Origin of the sequence: Halopenitus malekzadehii, from assembly GCF_900108505.1 — an archaeon.
Classification (GTDB): Archaea; Halobacteriota; Halobacteria; order Halobacteriales; family Haloferacaceae; genus Halopenitus; species Halopenitus malekzadehii.
This window is the reverse complement of sequence record NZ_FNWU01000004.1, coordinates 53699-71186: the sequence shown is the minus strand read 5'-3', so window position 1 is coordinate 71186 and position 17488 is coordinate 53699. Positions and strand designations below refer to the sequence as shown.

The window sequence follows — 17488 nt, the reverse complement described above, 5'->3', positions numbered from 1 at the left end:
TCCGCGTTTCCCGATCCGAGTTTGCTCCCCCAGTTCGACGTTGGTCACACGTTGTCGGCAGGCGCGCCGTGCCCCTCCGGGGACCCCTCGAACCGGCTCAGCGAGAAGTACTCGAGGTCGACGAACTCGCTCGTGCCCTCGGTGACCAGGTCGGTCACGATCCGGCCCACCGCGGGCGCCTGTTTGAAGCCGTGTCCCGAGAAGCCGCAGGCGACGTAACAGCCTGTCGGGCCGACCGCGTCGATGATGAAGTCGTGATCGGGCGTGTTCGAGTAGACGCCGCAGTAGCGGCCCTGGATCCCCGCATCGCGCAGCTCGGGGATCAGGTCGCCGAGCCGGTCGACCAGCTCAAGGATCGTCGACTCGTCCGGCGTCGCGTCGTACTCGTCGGGATCGACCGCCTCCCCGGTGTGATGGGTTCCGACGAGGATCCCGTCGCCGACGTCGGGTCGGACGTACCACTCCCCGCCGGGCAGCGCGGTTGTGGGCACGAGCGACGGATGCGTCTCGGCGTACTCCGCGGGCGGGTCGAGGATGAGGACCTGCTCCCTGGTTGGGACGATCGGCAGCTCCACGCCCACCGTCGCCGCGAGCCGCGGCGTCCAGGGACCCGCGGCGATTACGACTTCCGAACACACGATCCGTGTCCCGTCGGCGTCGACGCCGACGACCGTGCTCCCGTTCTCATCGGTCACGATCGACTCGACGGCGGTGCCGGTGACGACGGTCGCCCCCTGCTCCCGCGCGGCGCGTTCGAACCCCTTCGCGGCGTCGGAGCCGTCCGAGTAGCCGGCCGCGTCGTCGGAGACCGCGAAGTCGTACCGCTCGGCGTCCGCGACCATCGGATATCGGTCGGGGAGCGACTCGCGTTCGTACCGCGTGACCGGAACGTCCAGCTCCGAGAGGACCTCGTACCCGTCCTGGGCGTACTCGCCGCTCGGCGTCCCCTCGACACCGAATCGGACGAGCGGGTTTTCGGCGTGTGAGAGCGGCTGACCCGTCTCCGCCTCGAAGCGCCGGTAGAACTCGTGGCTCCACCAGGCCATCCGGCTGTAGATCGCTTGGTCTCCGTAGTGGTGTCGGAGGATCGCCGAGGAGTCGCCCGTCGACCCCGCGGCGATCGCGTCCTTCTCGAGAAGCAGCACGTCGCGGTCGGTCTCCCGGGCGAGAAAGAACGCCGTGCTCGTTCCCATCACCCCGCCGCCGACGATGACGACGTCTGCATCATCGGGGAGGTCATCCATACCCGTCCCGTTCGTCGTCCCGTCTTGTAAGGCTATGGCCGACGCCGGTCGGTGCTCGGTTCCGTCGAACGTGGCAAAGAACGTGAGAGTCGGTGCTCGGGTCGACCGAGCGGTTCGACCGTGATCAGTCGTCGGCGGGCGCGGCGCCGTCGGACTGGTGCTGCCGTTTCGTCCAGGAGAGCTTGCCGCCGGCCGCGAGGATGTCGAGCTCGCGGTCGGAGGCGTCAAGCGTCGCGCTGAACTCCCAGTCGCCGTTCACGCTGACCTGGAACTCCTCCTGGCCCGCGCGGACCGCGGCGTCGACGTCCTCGAGGATATCGAGGTCGTCACCCTGGTCGATCCGGTCGTAGGTCTCGGCGTCGATCTCGAGCGGGACGATCCCGAAGTTGAAGAGGTTCGCCTTGTGGATGCGGGCGAAGCTCTGCGCGAAGACCGCCTCGATGCCGAGGTACATCGGACACAGGGCCGCGTGTTCACGCGAGGAGCCCTGACCGTAGTTCTCGCCGGCAACGAGCACGCCGCCGTCGGCCTCGCGGGCGCGGTCGGCGAACGTGTCGTCGATGCGCGAGAGCGTGAAGTCCGAGAGCTTGTCGATGTTCGAGCGGAACTTGAGGATGTCCGCCGTCGCCGGGATGATGTGGTCGGTCGTGATGTTGTCCTCCATCTTGAGGAGGGCCTCACCCGCGACCTCGGAGTCGATGCCGTCCCGGAGGGGAACGTCGCCGATGTTCGGACCCTTGATCAGCTCGTCGTCGATAGCCTCCTCGGGCGTGATGATGTCGGCGTCGTCCTGGCCCATACCGTCGGTATAGGTGGTGCCCATCTCGAGGCCGGGGGCCTCGAGGTCGTCGAGCTCGTCGGCCAGGTCCCGCGGGTCGACGATCTCGCCCTTGATCGCGGCCGCGGTGGCCACCTCGGGCGAACAGAGGTAGACGGAGTCGTCCTCGATGCCCGTCCGTCCCTCGAAGTTGCGGTTGAAGGTCCGCAGGGAGACGGAGTCGGAGGCGGGCACGTGGCCGATGCCGATGCAGGCGCCACACGTCGCCTCGGAGAAGTTGACGCCGGCGGCCATCAGCTCGGACGTCCAGCCCTCACGGGCCAGCATCTCAGAGGCCTGCTTGGAGCCGGGCGCGATGATCATCTCGGTGTGTTTGGCGACCTCGCGGCCCTCGAGCATCTTCGCGGCCGGGAGGATGTCCTCGTAGGCGCCGTTCGTACAGGAGCCGATGATCGTCTGCTCGACCTCGGTCCCGGCGACCTCGCTGACCGGGACGACCTTGTCGGGCATCGACGGGCACGCGATGAGCGGCTCGAGCTCGTCGAGGTTCACCGTGATCTCCTCGGCGTACTCGGCGTCGTCGTCGGGCTGCAGCTCGACGTACTCGTCCTCGCGGCCCTGTCGGGCGAGCCAGCTCTTCGTCTTCTCGTCGGTCGGGAAGATGGAGGAGGTGGCGCCGAGCTCGGTGCCGAGGTTGGTGATCGTCGTCCGCTCGGGGATGGTGAGCGACTCCGCGCCGGGGCCGGTGTACTCGAAGACCTTGCCGACGCCGCCCTTGACCGTCAGCTCGCCGAGCAGGTGCAGCGCGATGTCCTTGGCCGTCGCCCACTCGGGCAGCTCGCCCTCGAGGTGGACGTTGACGATCTCGGGCATCTCGACGTAGTAGGCGCCGCCGCCCATCGCGACGGCGATATCGAGCCCGCCGGCGCCGATCGCGAACTGGCCGAGCCCGCCGGGGGTCGGGGTGTGCGAGTCGGAGCCGAGGAGCGTCTTGCCGGGCGCCGCGAAGTTCTCCTTGTGTACCTGGTGACAGATGCCGTTGCCGGGGCGGGAGAAGTATGCGCCATAGGTGCCCGCGGCCGAACGGAGGAAGCGGTGGTCGTCGGTGTTCTTGAAGTCGAACTGGTAAGTCTGGTGGTCACAGTACTGCGCGGCCAGCTCCGTCTGGACCTCGTCCATGTCCAGCGCCTCGAACTGGAGCCAGACCATCGTCCCCGTGGTGTCCTGCGTGAGTACCTGATCGATATCGATGCCGATCTCCTCGCCGGGCGTCAGCTCGCCGTCGACGAGATGGTCATCGAGGATTTTCTCAGTTATCGTTTGTCCCATATCGACCGTAAGTCGAGTCGCCTCGGATATAAATCCCGCGAGTTTTTCGCCTATACGACCGTGTAGGATCGCTGTGTCCGGCAATTTTGGGGTGATCGAGATCGCGGTAACACGCAACAAAACTGGCCAGTGAGAACAGAGGACACGGACGGCGATCGACGACGATCGACGCCGATCGGTCTCGACGGCGTCGATGGAACGTCGGCGCGTGACTTCGACGTGGGCCCGTCGTGTGCTTCGGCGTGGACCCGTCGATACGGTTTTGCCGGCCGGGGGTCGATCGCTGGGTATGTTCGAATCCGGAGCCCGCGTCGCCGCCGCGCTCGAGGCGGCCGGCGCCGACCTCACAGCCGCACAGCGACAGCCGAACGGCGTCGATCTCACCCTCGGAACCGCCTACGAGCAGACCACCCCGGGACACATCGGCCGCGACGGAAAGACAGTCGGCGACCGGACGCCGGTGCCGATCGAGGGTGGTGATGCAGATGGCGATGCGGATGTCTATCGGTTCGAACCCGGTGCCTACGTCGTCGAGTACGGCGAACCGGTCCGGATCCCCGAGGGGCACGTCGGGTTCGTCTACCCACGCTCCTCGCTGTTGCGGAACTCCTGTATGCTCAACACCGCGGTCTGGGACGCGGGCTATGAGGGGGTCGGCGAGGGACTCCTGCAGGTCGGCCGGCCGATCACGATCGAACGCGATGCACGGATCGCCCAGCTCGTCCTCGCCGCGGCGGACCACGAGGACACCTACGACGGCGCGTATCAGGGCGAGGGGCTCTAGGGCCGCCGCCGGGGGCTATAAGGATATCGTTGAGACGCTGGCAGGGAGTAGCTACTCGTTGACGGCTCGATCGTCAAGTGGGTCGGGCATCGGAAGCTCGTCGACGTCGGTTTCTATTTCGGCTGCGGTGTGGTCGGTCCCGTCCGCAAGGTACTCGCTCACGCGCTCGCCGAGGTCGTCGACGGCGTCCTCGAACGCGTCGAGTTCGGCGTCGCTCATCGGCTCATCCCGCGGGTCGGATCCTGATTCAGATCGTGCCATTGTTCGAACCTCCGGAGCAGTATCCCTGCGTGCTGCTCAATGTACGCAATACAGTAGCGCGGCGCTCGTGTTAAGTCCACGGGTGGGAAGTCGTCTTTCACGCGGCTCTTTTCACCATTACGGTACACGTCCATATGGAGTCCTTCCTCGATGATGTCGTGTCCCATCGGATTCTCCGGGTCGTGATCGAATCGAACGACCTGCTGCCAGAACTCGTCGACACGCCGTTCGAGTTGAACGACGAATCGAGTGGGAACGCCCGCGGTTTTGTCGATTTCGACGCGAAGCCGAGCGTGTGGATATTCGACCCACTCGATGTAGTGTACGGTCCCGTTTCCCATCGTCTACGCCGTCCGAATACCTGGAACCGTTAAGCAGTTCTGCTCCGTCTCCTCGGTCGCGGTTGACTAGGTGAATGATGGTGAACTTCCGGGAAACGGCCACGGTTCTCGAACGACTGAAGATTGTTGAGCTGCCGAACATCGACGACGTTGCCGGTCAAGTGCTGTTTGTCCCGGACCGTACTCACCAGTAACTCACAAATGCACGCTCACGGTGAATTCAACGAGCACGGTGGGATTCGAACCCACGACCATCGGATTAGAAGTCCGACGCTCTCTCCTGGCTGAGCTACGTGCCCTCATCGGAACGTACGGTCGATCGCTTATAAGGGATGAGGTTCTCGGCCGTCGATCACCGTCGATCGACGTCGTCGCCGGCGTGCTCGAACGGATCGGGGTCGCTTCGCAGCGCTTAATGGCGGTCGCGGCCGACGACGGAGTAATGCGCGTTATCGGTACCGTCGGGCTTCCCGGGAGCGGAAAAGGGGAAGCGGCGACGGTCGCGACGGAAGCGGGAATCCCGGTCGTCGTGATGGGCGACGTGATCCGCGAGGCGTGTCGGAACCGCGGGATCGATCCGGCCGAGCACCACGGTCGAGTCGCCGGCGAGCTTCGCGAGGAGGAGGGACCCGACGCCATCGCGGCCCGGACCGTCCCCCGGATCCGGGAGGCGATCGAGACGGCGGGGTCGGACGTGGAAACGGTGCTCGTCGACGGGCTCCGGTCACCGGTCGAGCTCAAGCGGTTCCGGGAGGCGTTCGGTGACGACTTCACGCTCGTGGCGATCCGGGCACCGTTCGACGTTCGCGCGAAGCGCCTCGCCGCCCGTGGCCGTGACGCGGCCGACGCGGACGTCGAGGCGCTTCGGGAACGCGACGAGCGGGAACTCGATCTCGGGCTGGGAGCGGTGATCGACGCGGCCGACGTCGAGATCGACAACACCGACTCACTGTCGGCGTTTCGCGACCGGGTCCGGGACCTCCTCAGGATCGACGCGGGATCCGACGACACGACCGGGGACACTGCCGTTCGGGCCGAACGGGGCGACGGATCGTGATCTACAGCATCGACGTGCGGATCGAGGCTCCGGTCAACGACACGGAGGTCACCGACCGGGTCGCCGACGCCGTCAGACACGTCTTCCCGGAGGCGGAGCTGACGTTCCGCGACGGCCGACTCGTCGCGGAGACGCACACGCTGGATCCGTTCTCGGACGTGCTCCACGAGCAGGAGATCCTCGACACGGCTCGCCGCGTGTTCTTCGAGACCGCCGACGAGGACGGCTTCGAGTTCGCGATCAAGAAACAGCCCGCCTTCGAGGGTGTCGTGACCTTCGCGGTCGGCTCGCCGGATGAACTCGGCGACATCGACGTCTCGGTGACGGTCCGGGAGCCGGACGTCGAGTCGTTCATCGACCACATCGCCCCGCGGACCGAGGATGGGGTGCCGATCGACCCGGACGCCTGATCGACGCGGATCCGTGCGTCCCGCGGTGGGCGAATACGGGTCCTACTCGACGTAGTCGTAGGTGCGCTCGTTCATCCGGCCCCAGCCGGTGAAGACGAACTCGCCGTCGGGGACGGTGAACTCCTCGACGTCGACCGACTTGTCGTAGTCGTGGACCTCGTGGACCTGCGTGTACTCCTCGAAGGAGAGGTCGTACCGCGACGCGAGCTGCTCGTCGATGTCGAGCGCCTCGATCTCCTCGCGCCAGCCGGGCCGGACCGTCTCGGAGTGGATCTCCGCCTGGGCGCCGGAGCCGTACGAGCCGACCAACAGGCGTTCGCCGACGAACGCGTCGTCGAGGCCGCGCTCGGCCGCATCACGGAGCGCGCTCGTGCGAGCGAGGTGGACCGATCCGGTGTACCAGTTGCCGACCACCCGCGAGAGCCCGAGGGTCGGTTCGATCGTCTCGGCGTACCAGTCCTGATACCGGTCGGTTCCCTTGAGCGCGTCCATATACTCGCTGATCGCCTCCTCGTAGGCCTCCCGGGAGCCGTAGTCGTCCTCGCGGGGCTGGCGACCGATCGAGTCGGCCAGCTCGTCCTCGATCGAGGTGTTTCGGGTGATGTGTCGGTAGGCGAACAGCCCCGCCTTCCGGACCATTCCCGGGAACGGGGTGTGGAACGGGGCGTACGCGACGGTGTCGGGTTCGACTGGACCGACGATCGACTCGTAGTCCTCGAGCGCCTCGCGCATCCGGGACAGGTACACCTGCATCGAGCGCTTGCCGTCGACGCTGGGGAACTGCTGGTTCGGCTTGAGGAAGTCCGTCTCGTCCATGCTTCCGTAGCCCTGTTCGGTGGATAACTCGACGATCGAGGGGTCTTCGGTGACGAGCATCGCGACGGCGCCGGCGCCCTGGGTGGCCTCGCCGGGGTCGCCCCGCTCGTACAGCGCCGTGTCGGTCGCGATCACCAGCGCCGCGCGCCCGCGGTTGCGGCCGGCGCGGATCCAGTTGTACGCGTCGTCGATCGCCTGGGTGCCCGAGACGCAGGCGAACTTCCGTTCGCCCTTGTTGGCGTGTCGGAAGTCGCCGTCGTAGACCTGTTCGAGACAGCCGGCGATGTAGGTCGAGACCGGCTTCGAGTGGTCGAAGGCCGACTCGGTCGCGACGTCGATCCGGCCGATCTCGTCGGGCGCCAGTCCCTTCCGGTCGAGCAACGACTTGGCCGCGTTGGCCCCCATCGTGACGATGTCCTCGTAGACGTCCGGGAACGAGGAGGTCTCAAGGCCGAGCCCCTTCGTGTACTTCTCGGGGTCCTCGCCCTTCTTGGGGGCGAAGGTGTTCGGCAGGTCGAGCTGTAGCTTGCCCGTGCGGATCTCGATCGCGTCGATGCCGACGGCAGTCATAGCCGGGGGTTCGGGAACCGCCCATAAGGGCCTGTCGATAGGATGGTACGTCAATGATCGAAACGGAAGCGACGATCACGGAGTGGACCGTTTCCGCCGGAGCCACGGGGAGGGGTCTCAGTCCCGTTCACACGAGAAGTCCGCCCGGGTGAACGACGTTGAGCCGTCGACGTCCTCGACCGTACACGTCATCCCGTCATCGGGACCCTCCACGGTCGCACGGATCGTGATGCCCTGGTCGTTCACATTTTCGAAGGTGGTGGTCCCCGATACGGCCTCGGACCCCTCGAACTCCGCCTCGAGATCGTCGTCGATCCCCTCGATCGCGATCGTGACCATCTCGACGTCGTCCGCGCGCCAGGAGACGGTCGCGTCCTTCACCTTCCCCGATTTCCCGGTCTCCTCGGTCGTCGCGGTCAGCGTCTCGAAGTGACTGACCGCCGCGACCTCGAAGTCGTCGTTCTCGGTGATCGGATCCGTGTCGTCGGCATCGACCGTGATCTCGTAGCTGTACTCGCCCGATTCAAGCTGTCCCGTATCGAAGGGTACGGTCCGAGACTCGTCGTGGATGGCACCGAGAGAGTCGTTCGTCACGTTGAAGACCTCGTTTCCGTCCCCGTCGGTGACAAGGAACCGAACCGACACGTTCTCCGCCCGAACGCCCTCGTCCTCCTCGATCTCGACGGACGCCGCAGTCGGAGTAACGGAGTCGGCGTCGTCCAGCCCGTTGACGTCCTCGATCTCCAGCTCGGGGCCGTCAACCTCGAAGTCGCCGTCCTCGGAAACCGGATCCACGTCATCCGCGTCGGCGGTGACCTCGTAGGTGTACTCGCCGGGACCCAGGGTCCCGACCCTGAACTCCACGGTGGCGGTCTCCGCGATGAGGGACCCGATGGAGGTGTTCGTCTCCTCGTAGACGATCGACCCCTCGCTCTCGTCCTCTTCGTCGACTTCGTCCTCTTCGTCCACGTCGTCGCCAGCATATATCTGGAGTGAGACGGAAACGTTCTCCGCGAGCGCGCCGTTATCCTCCTTGATATCGATCGCCGGCGCGTAGGACCCCGACGTGCTGCCATCCTCGAGGCCGCGAACCTCCTCGATCTCGATCGCCGGCGACTCGTCCTCCTCCTCGACCAGGATCGTCCCGGTCTCCGCCATCGGGTCGGTCGTGTCGGACTCGACAGTCAGGGTCCACTCGTAACGCCCCGCGTCGAAGTCGCCGACGTCCTCGAAGGTGACCGTCGCGGTCCCGTCCGCGGAGACGGTTCCGACGTCGATCGTCTCCTCGACGCCGTCGTCGGCCTCGATCGTGAGCGTCACGGTCACGTTCTCGGCGGTCACACCCGCGGTTTCGGCGACCGTGACGGTGGGTTCGTACTCGTGGTCCGTGTCGGCGTCCTCGAGCCCGTCGATCGAGGCGAACTCGAGGGTCGGTGCGGTGGGCTCCTCCTCGTCATCATCAGCATCGCCGTCATCGGTGTCGTCGCCGTCATCGGTGTCGTCGCCGTCACCGGCATCGTTCGTGGCGGCGAGGTCGCGGGTGGTCCGGTCGAGCACCTCACCCGAGGCGTCGTGGACGACGGAAACGACGACGGTGTCCGCGTCGCCGTACGGCGGAGACGTGAGTCGCCACTCGTCACCGGGGCGCCACGTCCCGGTGACCGGGGTGACGGTGCCCGGACCGTCGGTCCTGTCCAGCCGATAGCGGTCGACCTGGTCGTCGTGTTCGATCCGTATCGAGACCGAATCGGCGGCGAGCGCGTCGCCGCCGCCGTGAATCACGGAAACGGCCGATTCGGTCACCTCAGTCTCGACGATGGTCGCCCCGGTGCTCCCCGGGGCGTCGTCGGTCACGGCGGCGAGGCCGGCGACTCCGACCGTCGTTGTGAGGGCAATGACTACCCCCAGAATCATGATCGCGCCGATCGCCGACGACTGTGCACGCACGGAAGGTATATACGACACGGATCGGTATAATTGTACCCTTTGAGAGGTACTCCGGCCGATCGAGGTGTTTCAGGCCGAGCGTTCGACCGGGATCCCGTGACGACGGAACGTGAGGACCACCGCGGTGATGCCGATCAGGGCCAGTGCCATAGCCGAGCCGGTGGAGGTGTCGATCCCGACGATTCCCGCCACGCTTGTGACGAGCGTGAACGCGAGAAAGACCGGCAGAACGACCGCGATCGCGTAGTACCACGGCGCTTCGAATATCTGGGCGATCGGGCCGGCCCCTCGGCCGAACTCCTCACGGGCGAGTCGGCCGAGCACCCACCCGTCGAAGAGCAGAAAGCCGATCAAGCCGGCCGTGAGCACGACGTTCGAGAGCGTGTCGGCGAGCAGCCCGAAGGCGGACGGCGAGAGCGCGGCGATCGTTCCGGTGACGAGGAAGATTCCGCCCGTTCCGAGGGTCGCCCAGCCACGTGAAAGGTCGTGTTCGTCGACGAGGTAGGCGACGAGCACCTCGAGGATGCTGATCGCCGAGGAGAGCGCCGCCAGCAGAACGACGCCGAAGAAGACGACGCCGACGAGACGGCTATACGGAAGCTCGGCGAAGGCACCGGCGAGGCTCACGAACAGGGCGCCAGGACCGCCCTGGCCGGGTGAGACGCCGAGCGAGAACAGCAGCGGGAAGATGACCAGTCCCGCAAGCACGCCGATGGCGGTGTTGAGAACCGCGATCAGGGTGCCGTCGGCGGCAAGCGACCGGTCCTCGCCGAGGTACGACGAGTAGGTGAGCATCGTGCCGGCCCCGACCGAGAGGGTGAAAAGCGCCTGTCCGGCGGCGGCCGGCAGGACGCTGAAGAAGTTCTCACGAAGGTACGAGACGTCCAGCGAGAGGTAGAAGTCGTAGCCGCCGCCGGCCCCCGGCAGCGTCGAGACCCAGACGGCGAGCCCGCCGAAGAGGACGACGATCCCGGGCACCATCACCGTCGTCGACAGCTCGATCCCCCGTTCGACGCCGAGGTAGACGATGGCGACCGTCGCCGCCAGAAAGAGGACGTGGAACCCGACCGCGCCGAGCCCGTAATCGATCGCGGCGAAGTACTGCTGGGGCGCCGCGAAGTAGGCTCCGGTGGTGCTCGCGAACGTGTACCGCAGTATCCACCCGCCGACGACCGAGTAAAACGAGAGGATCACCAGACACGCGATCAACGCGATCGCGCCGAGTGGGCGGTACCACCGTCCGGCCAATTCGTCGAAGGCCCCGACCGGATTGCGGTTGCTTCGACGGCCGATCACGAACTCGCCGATGAGTCCCGGAACGCCGACGCCGACGACCAACACGAGATACAGCGTCAAAAACGCCGCCCCGCCGTTCTCGGCGGTTAACCACGGGAACCGCCAGATGTTCCCGATCCCGACCGCGCTCCCGACGGCGGCGAGAATGAAGCCGATCCGGGTCCGCCACGTGGATCTCGTCATCGTCGTGCGCTCGGGGACCGGCGCGAAAAAGGCTGACGAGACGCATCGACGGCGGGCGGCGGCGCGAAGGACGCCGACGCTCAGAACGGCGCGAAGAACGCCGCGTCCTCCACGAGGAACAGCTCGTTGATGCCGAGCGCGAGCGTGAGCAGCACGCCGCCGACGACCACGAGGCGGATGGTCCATAGCCAGACGGTACCGAACGTCGCGTATCCCTCGGCGCCCGAGAGCAGTTCCTCGACGGACTCCCGGCCGATGACCCACCCGACGAACAGGACCGTAAGCAGTACGGACAGCGGGAGGAGTGCCTGGTAGGCGATGTTGTCGAACCAGGTCAACCAGGCGGTGTCCCACGCGGAGGGCACCCCGAGCAGGAAGAGGGCGATACCGATCGCGATCGACAGCATCGGCCGCGGCACGTCGTAGTTGTCGTTGGCGTACGAGACGGTCACCTCGAGCAGGCTGATCGCCGAGGAGAGCGCCGCGATGAACACGACGCCGAAGAAGACGACGCCGAAGAGCCGGCCGAAGGGGACCGATCCGAAGCCGGCCGCGGTGGCGACGAACAGCGCGCCGGCGCCGCCGGTGTCGGTGGTGATGTCCGCCCCGGCACCGATCGTCAACAGGATCGGGAAGACGACCAGTCCGGCGAGGATCCCGACGAGGGTGTTCGTGATGACTACGGAGCCGCCGTCGAGGATCAGGTTGTCGTCACGCCCCACGTACGAGGAGTAGGTGATCATGATCGCCATCCCGAGCGAGAGGGTGAAGAAGGCCTGGCCGACCGCGAACGGGATGATGGTGCCGGCGTTCTCGATCATCGTCGAGAGGTCCGGCGACAGGAAGAAGGCGTAGCCCTCGCCGGATCCGGGCAGCGTCGCCACCCAGATCGCCAGCGCGACCATCAGGATCACGATGCTGGGCACCATCACCTTGGTCGCCTTCTCGATGCCGTCCTCGATCCCGAGCGCGACGATACCGACGACGATCGCAAGGAAGACCGCCTGTGCGAGGACCGCCCCCGGACCGGCGGAGACGGCGGCGAAGTACTCGCCGGGGTTCGCGAAGTACGCGCCGTTGATGCTCCCAACGATGTACCGCAGGACCCACCCGCCGACGACGTTGTAGTACGAGAGGATCCAGAAGCCGGTCACCACCGCGAGTGCGCCGGCGATCCGCCACGGACCGGAGCCAAGCCGGCCGAAGGCGTCGATCGCGTTGCGTTTCGTCCGGCGACCGAGCACGAACTCCGAAAGCATCGCCGGAAAGCCGATCAGGAGGACGGCAGCGAGGTAGAAGACGACGAAGGCCGCGCCGCCGTTCGTCGCCGTCTTGAACGGGAACTGCCAGAGGTTCCCGAGTCCGACCGCGCTACCGATCGCCGCGAGGATGAACCCGACACGGGTCGCCCAGGTTTCTCGTTGAGCCATGTATCGGCTCGTTTCACCGTTGTACCCGATAACCCCTGTGGTTCCGGATCCGACCGGTCCGGCGCCGGAACGAACCGACGACGCGCTCGATCCGACCCCGGAACGACGTGCCCGATTCGACGCCGGAACGACGCACCGACGACGCGTTCTGGACGACCTTTATACCCCGGACGCACGTACGATCGCTATGGATGTGGATCCGGAGATCGGGTCGCTTTCGGGCGAGTCGATCATCGTCATCGGCGGCGGGTTCGGCGGGCTCTCGACGGCGTGTTACCTGGCCGATGCGGGCGCCGAGGTGACCCTCCTCGAGAAGAACGAGCAGCTCGGCGGGCGGGCGAGCCGACTCGAGACCGACGGGTTCCGGTTCGATATGGGGCCGTCGTGGTACCTGATGCCGGACGTGTTCGAGCGCTTCTTCGGGCATTTCGGTCGATCGCCGTCCGACTATTACTCGATCTCGCAGCTCGATCCGCACTATCGCGTCTTCTGGAAGGATGGCGATCAGGTCGACGTCGTTCCCGATCTCGAGACGAACAGGAAGCTGTTCGAGTCCTACGAACCGGGCGCCGGGGACGCCCTGGAACGATATCTCACGGAGGCGGAATACACCTACGAGGTCGGGATGGAACACTTCGTCTACGAGGACCGGCCACGACTCCGGGACTACGTCGATCGCGACGTCCTCCGACACGCCCACGGGCTCTCGCTGCTCGGCTCGATGCAGGACCACGTCGAGAGCTATTTCGACCATCCGAAGCTGCAACAGCTGATGCAGTATTCGCTGGTGTTTCTCGGCGGATCGCCGCGGAACACGCCGGGGCTGTACAACCTGATGAGCCACGTCGATTTCAACATGGGCGTCCACTATCCCGACGGCGGGATCGGCGCGGTCGTCGACGCCGTCGTCGATCTCGGGGCGGAGCTGGGCGTCGAGTACGTTACGGGTGCCGAGGCGACCGCGATCGAGGGTCGTCGCGGGGGGTTCGCGGTCGACGCCGAAAACGGCGAGCGGTACCTCGCCGACCTGGTCGTCTCGGACGCCGATTACGCCCACACCGAACGGGAACTCCTCCCGCCGAAAAAGCGGCAGTACACCGACGAGTACTGGGACTCGCGGACCTACGCGCCCTCGGCGTTCCTGATCTACCTCGGCGTCGAGGGTGAGGTCCCCAAGTTGGCCCACCACACGCTCGTGTTGCCCACGGAGTGGGAGCAACACTTCGACCGGATCTTTGCGAATCCCGCGTGGCCCGAAGACCCTGCCTACTACCTCTGTGTCCCGTCGAAGACCGACGACACGGTAGCGCCGGCGGGCCACAGCAACCTCTTTGCCCTCGTGCCGATCGCGCCCGGCCTCGACGATGACGCGGAGACACGGTCGTGGTACCGCGACCTGATCCTCGAGGACATCGCCGAGCACACCGGAACCGACCTGCGCGACCGGATCGTCCTCGAGGAGACGTTCTCGGTGAGCGAGTTCGACGACCGCTACAACAGCTACCGAGGCTCCGCGCTCGGGCTCGCACACACGCTCCGGCAGACGTCGCTACTGCGGCCGCCGCACGTCTCCGAGGCGGTCGACGGGCTCTACTTCACCGGCTCGTACACCACCCCGGGGATCGGCGTCCCGATGTGTCTCATCAGCGGCCAACTGACCGCGGAGTACATGACGGGATCGTGACGTCGACCGAGCCGACCGAGTCGACCGGATGCGACGGCGGATCCGACGCCGCGAGCCAGGCTCCCGTCCCGACGGTTCGTGGCCGGCTCCGATACCTGCTGGTGCTGTCACGGCCCCGGTTCTGGTTCTATCTGGCCGGACCGGTCATCGTGGGCGTCGCATACGGTGCCGACGCCGTTCCGGAACTGTTCGGTCCGGCGGCACTCGTCCTGTTCGGCTACTTCCTGGTGCCCGCCAACGTCCTCCTGTACGGAGTTAACGACCTGTTCGATGCCGACATCGACGCCGAGAACCCGAAGAAGGCGGCCGAGGACGGACGCGAGTCACGGTGGCGCGGCGACCGCGTCGTCACCGCCGCGATCGTGGCGGCCGGCCTTCTGAGCCTCGTGACGCTGGCCGTGACGCCGCCGATCGCGTGGCCGTACCTCGGCGGCTTCCTCCTGCTTGCGGTCGGCTACAGCGCGCCGCCGGCCCGGTTGAAGACGACGCCGCTTCTCGATTCCGTCTCGAACGGCCTGTACGTTCTCCCGGGCGCGGCCGCCTACGTCGCAGTCTCGGGGACGTATCCACCGACGGCCGCCCTCGTCAGCGCCTGGGTGTGGGCAATGGCGATGCACACGTTCTCCGCGGTTCCCGACATCAAGCCCGACCGCGCGGCGGGGATCCGGACGACCGCGACCGTGCTGGGCGAGCGACGCACGTACATGTACTGTGCCGGCTGCTGGGCGCTGGCGGCGGCCGCGTTCGCAACCGTCGATCCCGGGCTCGGAGCGTTGCTGGGCGTCTACCCGATCTTCGTCGTCGCCGTCGCGGCGACCGACGTGGCGGTTGAGCGGGCCTACTGGTGGTTCCCGGCGCTCAACACCGTCGTGGGGACGGCCCTCACGATCGGCGGCCTAACCAGGATCGTCCGGCCGGCAGACGCGGGACTGCCGATCGAGGTGTGGGCCCTCGTTGTCGAGGTGTGGGCCCTCGTTGTCGAGGTGTGGGCCCTCGTTGGGGTGATCGTAGGTGTCGCGTGAAGACGGGGGCGGACCGCTCGGCAGCGCACTGAATCGATTCCCGCGAACGCGTGCGGACGTCGAGGTCGCCTTCGACCGGCTCGTTGCGGAGAATCGGTTCACGATCGCGGTGGTGTTCCCGATCGTCGGAGCAGTTTCGCTGGTTGCGAGCGCGGCGGGGTGGCTTCCCGAACCGCTGGCGTTCAACCCGTGGTTCCTGCTGATGGGGGTCGTGGTGATGCGCTCGCCGCTCGTCGCCGGGGTGTTGCCGCTGGTCGATCGGCGGGCGGCGGCCTGGATCGGCGTGCTCGTCGCCTACACCTACGCGATCGAGGCAGTCGGGGTGGCGACGGGGTGGCCATACGGCGCGTTCACCTACGGGATCGATCTGGGGCCGATGCTCGGCGGCGTCCCGCTGGCGCTGCCGGTCTTTTTCATCCCGCTCGTGGTGAACGCGTACCTGCTGTGTCTGTTGTTGCTGGATACGCGCGCGGAGACCGCGATCGCCCGCCTGCTGGCCGTGATCGCGGCCGTGATCGCGATGGACGTCGTGTTGGATCCCGGCGCGGTCGCGCTCGGGTTCTGGCGCTACGACGCCGGCGGCGCCTTCTACGACGTTCCACTCTCGAACTACCGCGGCTGGGTGCTCTCGGCGACCGTTGCCGTCGTCGCGCTCGATCGGGCCTTCGACCGGCGGCGACTGCTCGACCGGCTCGAGTCGTGCCCGTTCATGCTCGACGATATGGTGAGCTTCGTGATCCTCTGGGGCGGGATCAGTCTCTGGTTCGGGGCCCTTCTGCCGGCCGCCGTCGCCGTAGTCTTCGGTGTCGGGCTCGTTCGTGCCGACCGGTTCGACGCCCGCGTCTTCGATCCCCGCCACCGCGGGACGTGGGGTCGCGCCGCCGACCCGCAGGAACCGGCGTCCGACGACGTCACACACGACCTCGAAACCGATCGGAGTTAAGGCCGGTCGGTGCCTCTTCGAGGGTATGTCACGGCAGGGTGACGGGTCGGCACAAGCAACCGACCCGGAGGCGACCGACCCGGAGGCGACGCCCACCGACGCCGGCGGACGACCCTGTCCGCTGTGTACGCGACCGATGCAGCACCGCCACTGCAAGTACGTCTGTCCGACCCACGGCGTGGTCTACGACTGCAGCGATACGTTCTATTGAGCAGGTCGAACCGGACGACGATCGGGCCGTCGACGCCGTCGCCGTCGATCGAAAGCGCACGAACAATTATGGGTCTACGTCCCGTGTGATCCGATGGTATGGGAACCCGCACATACACGTCCGATCGATCGATCACGGCCGATCGTGACGCGTCACGGGTGGACCGATGATCGACGACGACCGGGTCGCCCGCGGCAAGCGGATCCAGCGGCAAACGGGGGCAACCTTCCACGTCGCCACGCGCCTCCTGCCGGAGCGGATCCGGTACCCCACCTACGTCCTCTACGGCTTCTTCCGCGTCGCCGACGAGATCGTCGACGCGGCCAACACCGCTCCGCCGGCCGAACAACGGGCCGAGATCGAACGGATCCGACGGATCGTCCTCGGTGAGGAGCCCCCGGGCGAGGATCCGGACGACGAGGTGCTCGCCGCGTTCCGTGACCTCAGGACCGAGACCGGAATCGCCCGGACGGACGTGGCGGTGTTCCTCGAGGCGATGGCCAGCGATGTCGACCGATCGCGGTACGAGACGTACGCCGACCTCGAGGCGTATATGGATGGGTCGGCGGCGGCGGTCGGTCGGATGATGACCGCAGTGATGGACGTCGAGGACCCGGAACGGGCGCTTCCACACGCCACGACGCTCGGCGAGGCGTTCCAGATGACCAACTTCCTGCGGGACGTCGGCGAGGACGTCCGCGAGCGTGACCGGGTCTACCTGCCCGCCGAAACGCTACGCGAACACGGCGCCTCGGTCGATCAGGTCCGCGAGCTGCGCTTTGACGGGTCGGTCGCCGCCGCGATCCGGGCGGAACTGGCCCGCACCGAGGATCTCTACGCTGAGGGTGTGGCGGGGATCCGGTATCTGCCCGCGGACTGCCAGCTCGCGGTCCTGCTCGCGGCGGTGTTGTACGCCGACCACCACCGACTGATCCGGGATCTCGACTATGATACGCTCTCGCAAACCCCCGAGCTCTCGATCGCGCGGCGGCTCCGACTGCTCGCGCGCACCTGGTGGCTCTTCCGGCGGTACGACGACCCGGAGACCGTTTTCTATGCGGCAGTCGATTCCTTCGACGTCGAGGCGCCGGCGCGAACCACACACACGCACAGCTGGCGGGACTGTCAGCTGATGTCGTACCTCTCGCGGTGAGAACCCGGCCGCAAAACCGCGAAAACGAA

15 protein-coding genes, 1 tRNA gene and 1 pseudogene are annotated in these 17488 nt (G+C 66.7%); 8 read left to right on the top strand and 9 right to left on the bottom strand.

Features of this window, described 5'->3' with window-relative positions:
* Positions 1 to 44: 44 nt before the first annotated feature.
* Together BLW38_RS09020 and BLW38_RS09015 are read right to left on the bottom strand one after the other, a co-directional pair.
* A complete protein-coding gene (locus BLW38_RS09020; RefSeq protein WP_092816925.1) occupies positions 45 to 1244 on the bottom strand; it encodes an NAD(P)/FAD-dependent oxidoreductase in 1200 nt (399 codons plus the stop codon).
* A gap of 124 nt (positions 1245 to 1368) precedes the next feature.
* On the bottom strand, positions 1369 to 3351 hold the full coding sequence (locus BLW38_RS09015; RefSeq protein WP_092816924.1) for an aconitate hydratase: 1983 nt from the start codon (positions 3349 to 3351) through the stop codon (positions 1369 to 1371).
* Between the two features lie 289 nt (positions 3352 to 3640).
* Here BLW38_RS09015 and BLW38_RS09010 point away from each other — a divergent pair, with 289 nt between their 5' ends.
* Positions 3641 to 4135 (top strand): deoxyuridine 5'-triphosphate nucleotidohydrolase, encoded by a 495-nt coding sequence (locus BLW38_RS09010; RefSeq protein WP_092816923.1) that lies wholly within the window; start codon positions 3641 to 3643, stop codon positions 4133 to 4135.
* 51 nt (positions 4136 to 4186) lie between these two features.
* Here the strand turns inward: BLW38_RS09010 and BLW38_RS09005 are convergent, their stop codons facing one another.
* The 3 genes from BLW38_RS09005 to BLW38_RS08995 all read right to left on the bottom strand — a co-directional run bounded on the left by BLW38_RS09005 (position 4187) and on the right by BLW38_RS08995 (position 5036).
* Complete coding sequence (locus BLW38_RS09005) at positions 4187 to 4396, bottom strand: hypothetical protein (protein ID WP_092816922.1); 210 nt, start codon at positions 4394 to 4396, stop codon at positions 4187 to 4189.
* Complete coding sequence (locus BLW38_RS16935; protein WP_092816921.1) at positions 4351 to 4737, bottom strand: DUF7718 family protein; 387 nt, start codon at positions 4735 to 4737, stop codon at positions 4351 to 4353. The genes BLW38_RS09005 and BLW38_RS16935 overlap by 46 nt, the downstream gene beginning before the upstream one ends.
* A 224-nt stretch (positions 4738 to 4961) precedes the next feature.
* Positions 4962 to 5036 (bottom strand) — tRNA-Arg (locus BLW38_RS08995).
* 143 nt (positions 5037 to 5179) lie between these two features.
* Here BLW38_RS08995 and BLW38_RS08990 point away from each other — a divergent pair.
* Complete coding sequence (locus BLW38_RS08990; protein ID WP_092817023.1) at positions 5180 to 5794, top strand: AAA family ATPase; 615 nt, start codon at positions 5180 to 5182, stop codon at positions 5792 to 5794.
* Complete coding sequence (locus BLW38_RS08985) at positions 5791 to 6204, top strand: coaE operon protein (protein ID WP_092816920.1); 414 nt, start codon at positions 5791 to 5793, stop codon at positions 6202 to 6204. The genes BLW38_RS08990 and BLW38_RS08985 overlap by 4 nt, the downstream gene beginning before the upstream one ends.
* Before the next feature lie 42 nt (positions 6205 to 6246).
* Here the strand turns inward: BLW38_RS08985 and hmgB are convergent, their stop codons facing one another.
* From hmgB to BLW38_RS08965, 4 genes are all read right to left on the bottom strand, one after another.
* Positions 6247 to 7590, bottom strand: a complete 1344-nt coding sequence (hmgB, locus tag BLW38_RS08980; protein ID WP_092816919.1) for a hydroxymethylglutaryl-CoA synthase — start codon at positions 7588 to 7590, stop codon at positions 6247 to 6249.
* A gap of 117 nt (positions 7591 to 7707) precedes the next feature.
* Positions 7708 to 9537 carry a COG1361 family protein gene (locus tag BLW38_RS08975; protein WP_092816918.1) on the bottom strand — a complete coding sequence of 610 codons (1830 nt, stop codon included), beginning with the start codon at positions 9535 to 9537 and terminating at the stop codon, positions 7708 to 7710.
* Positions 9538 to 9606: 69 nt separating this feature from the next.
* Positions 9607 to 11016, bottom strand: coding sequence for a sodium-dependent transporter (locus tag BLW38_RS08970; RefSeq protein WP_092816917.1), 1410 nt, complete (start codon positions 11014 to 11016; stop codon positions 9607 to 9609).
* An 80-nt stretch (positions 11017 to 11096) separates the two neighbouring features.
* The gene (locus tag BLW38_RS08965; RefSeq protein ID WP_092816916.1) at positions 11097 to 12446 is read right to left on the bottom strand and encodes a sodium-dependent transporter; all 1350 of its coding nucleotides are present in this window, start codon (positions 12444 to 12446) and stop codon (positions 11097 to 11099) included.
* A gap of 187 nt (positions 12447 to 12633) precedes the next feature.
* On the opposite strand from BLW38_RS08965, the gene BLW38_RS08960 reads away from it, so the two are divergent.
* From BLW38_RS08960 to BLW38_RS08940, 5 genes and pseudogenes are all read left to right on the top strand, one after another.
* Complete coding sequence (locus BLW38_RS08960) at positions 12634 to 14130, top strand: phytoene desaturase family protein (protein ID WP_092817022.1); 1497 nt, start codon at positions 12634 to 12636, stop codon at positions 14128 to 14130.
* Positions 14124 to 15152, top strand: coding sequence for a prenyltransferase (locus BLW38_RS08955; RefSeq protein ID WP_394327079.1), 1029 nt, complete (start codon positions 14124 to 14126; stop codon positions 15150 to 15152). Before BLW38_RS08960 ends, BLW38_RS08955 begins: the two co-directional genes overlap by 7 nt.
* Positions 15142 to 15999: pseudogene (cruF, locus tag BLW38_RS08950) on the top strand (bisanhydrobacterioruberin hydratase); the annotation flags it as partial. The gene BLW38_RS08955 and the pseudogene cruF, both read left to right, overlap by 11 nt.
* Before the next feature lie 217 nt (positions 16000 to 16216).
* Positions 16217 to 16306, top strand: coding sequence for an HVO_2523 family zinc finger protein (locus tag BLW38_RS16705; protein ID WP_303645605.1), 90 nt, complete (start codon positions 16217 to 16219; stop codon positions 16304 to 16306).
* Between the two features lie 166 nt (positions 16307 to 16472).
* On the top strand, positions 16473 to 17459 hold the full coding sequence (locus BLW38_RS08940) for a phytoene/squalene synthase family protein (RefSeq protein WP_092816912.1): 987 nt from the start codon (positions 16473 to 16475) through the stop codon (positions 17457 to 17459).
* Positions 17460 to 17488 lie beyond the last annotated feature (29 nt).

Excerpts from the sequence above, each read along its gene's own strand:
- BLW38_RS08990 (WP_092817023.1), top strand. The coding sequence starts at position 5,180 with ATGCGCGTTATCGGTACCGTCGGGCTTCCCGGGAGCGGAAAAGGGGAA.
- BLW38_RS16935 (WP_092816921.1), bottom strand. The coding sequence starts at position 4,737 with ATGGGAAACGGGACCGTACACTACATCGAGTGGGTCGAATATCCACAC.
- BLW38_RS09005 (WP_092816922.1), bottom strand. The coding sequence starts at position 4,396 with ATGGCACGATCTGAATCAGGATCCGACCCGCGGGATGAGCCGATGAGC.
- BLW38_RS09010 (WP_092816923.1), top strand. The coding sequence starts at position 3,641 with ATGTTCGAATCCGGAGCCCGCGTCGCCGCCGCGCTCGAGGCGGCCGGC.
- BLW38_RS08965 (WP_092816916.1), bottom strand. The coding sequence starts at position 12,446 with ATGGCTCAACGAGAAACCTGGGCGACCCGTGTCGGGTTCATCCTCGCG.
- hmgB (WP_092816919.1), bottom strand. The coding sequence starts at position 7,590 with ATGACTGCCGTCGGCATCGACGCGATCGAGATCCGCACGGGCAAGCTA.
- BLW38_RS08940 (WP_092816912.1), top strand. The coding sequence starts at position 16,473 with ATGATCGACGACGACCGGGTCGCCCGCGGCAAGCGGATCCAGCGGCAA.
- BLW38_RS08970 (WP_092816917.1), bottom strand. The coding sequence starts at position 11,016 with ATGACGAGATCCACGTGGCGGACCCGGATCGGCTTCATTCTCGCCGCC.
- BLW38_RS09020 (WP_092816925.1), bottom strand. The coding sequence starts at position 1,244 with ATGGATGACCTCCCCGATGATGCAGACGTCGTCATCGTCGGCGGCGGG.
- BLW38_RS08960 (WP_092817022.1), top strand. The coding sequence starts at position 12,634 with ATGGATGTGGATCCGGAGATCGGGTCGCTTTCGGGCGAGTCGATCATC.
- BLW38_RS09015 (WP_092816924.1), bottom strand. The coding sequence starts at position 3,351 with ATGGGACAAACGATAACTGAGAAAATCCTCGATGACCATCTCGTCGAC.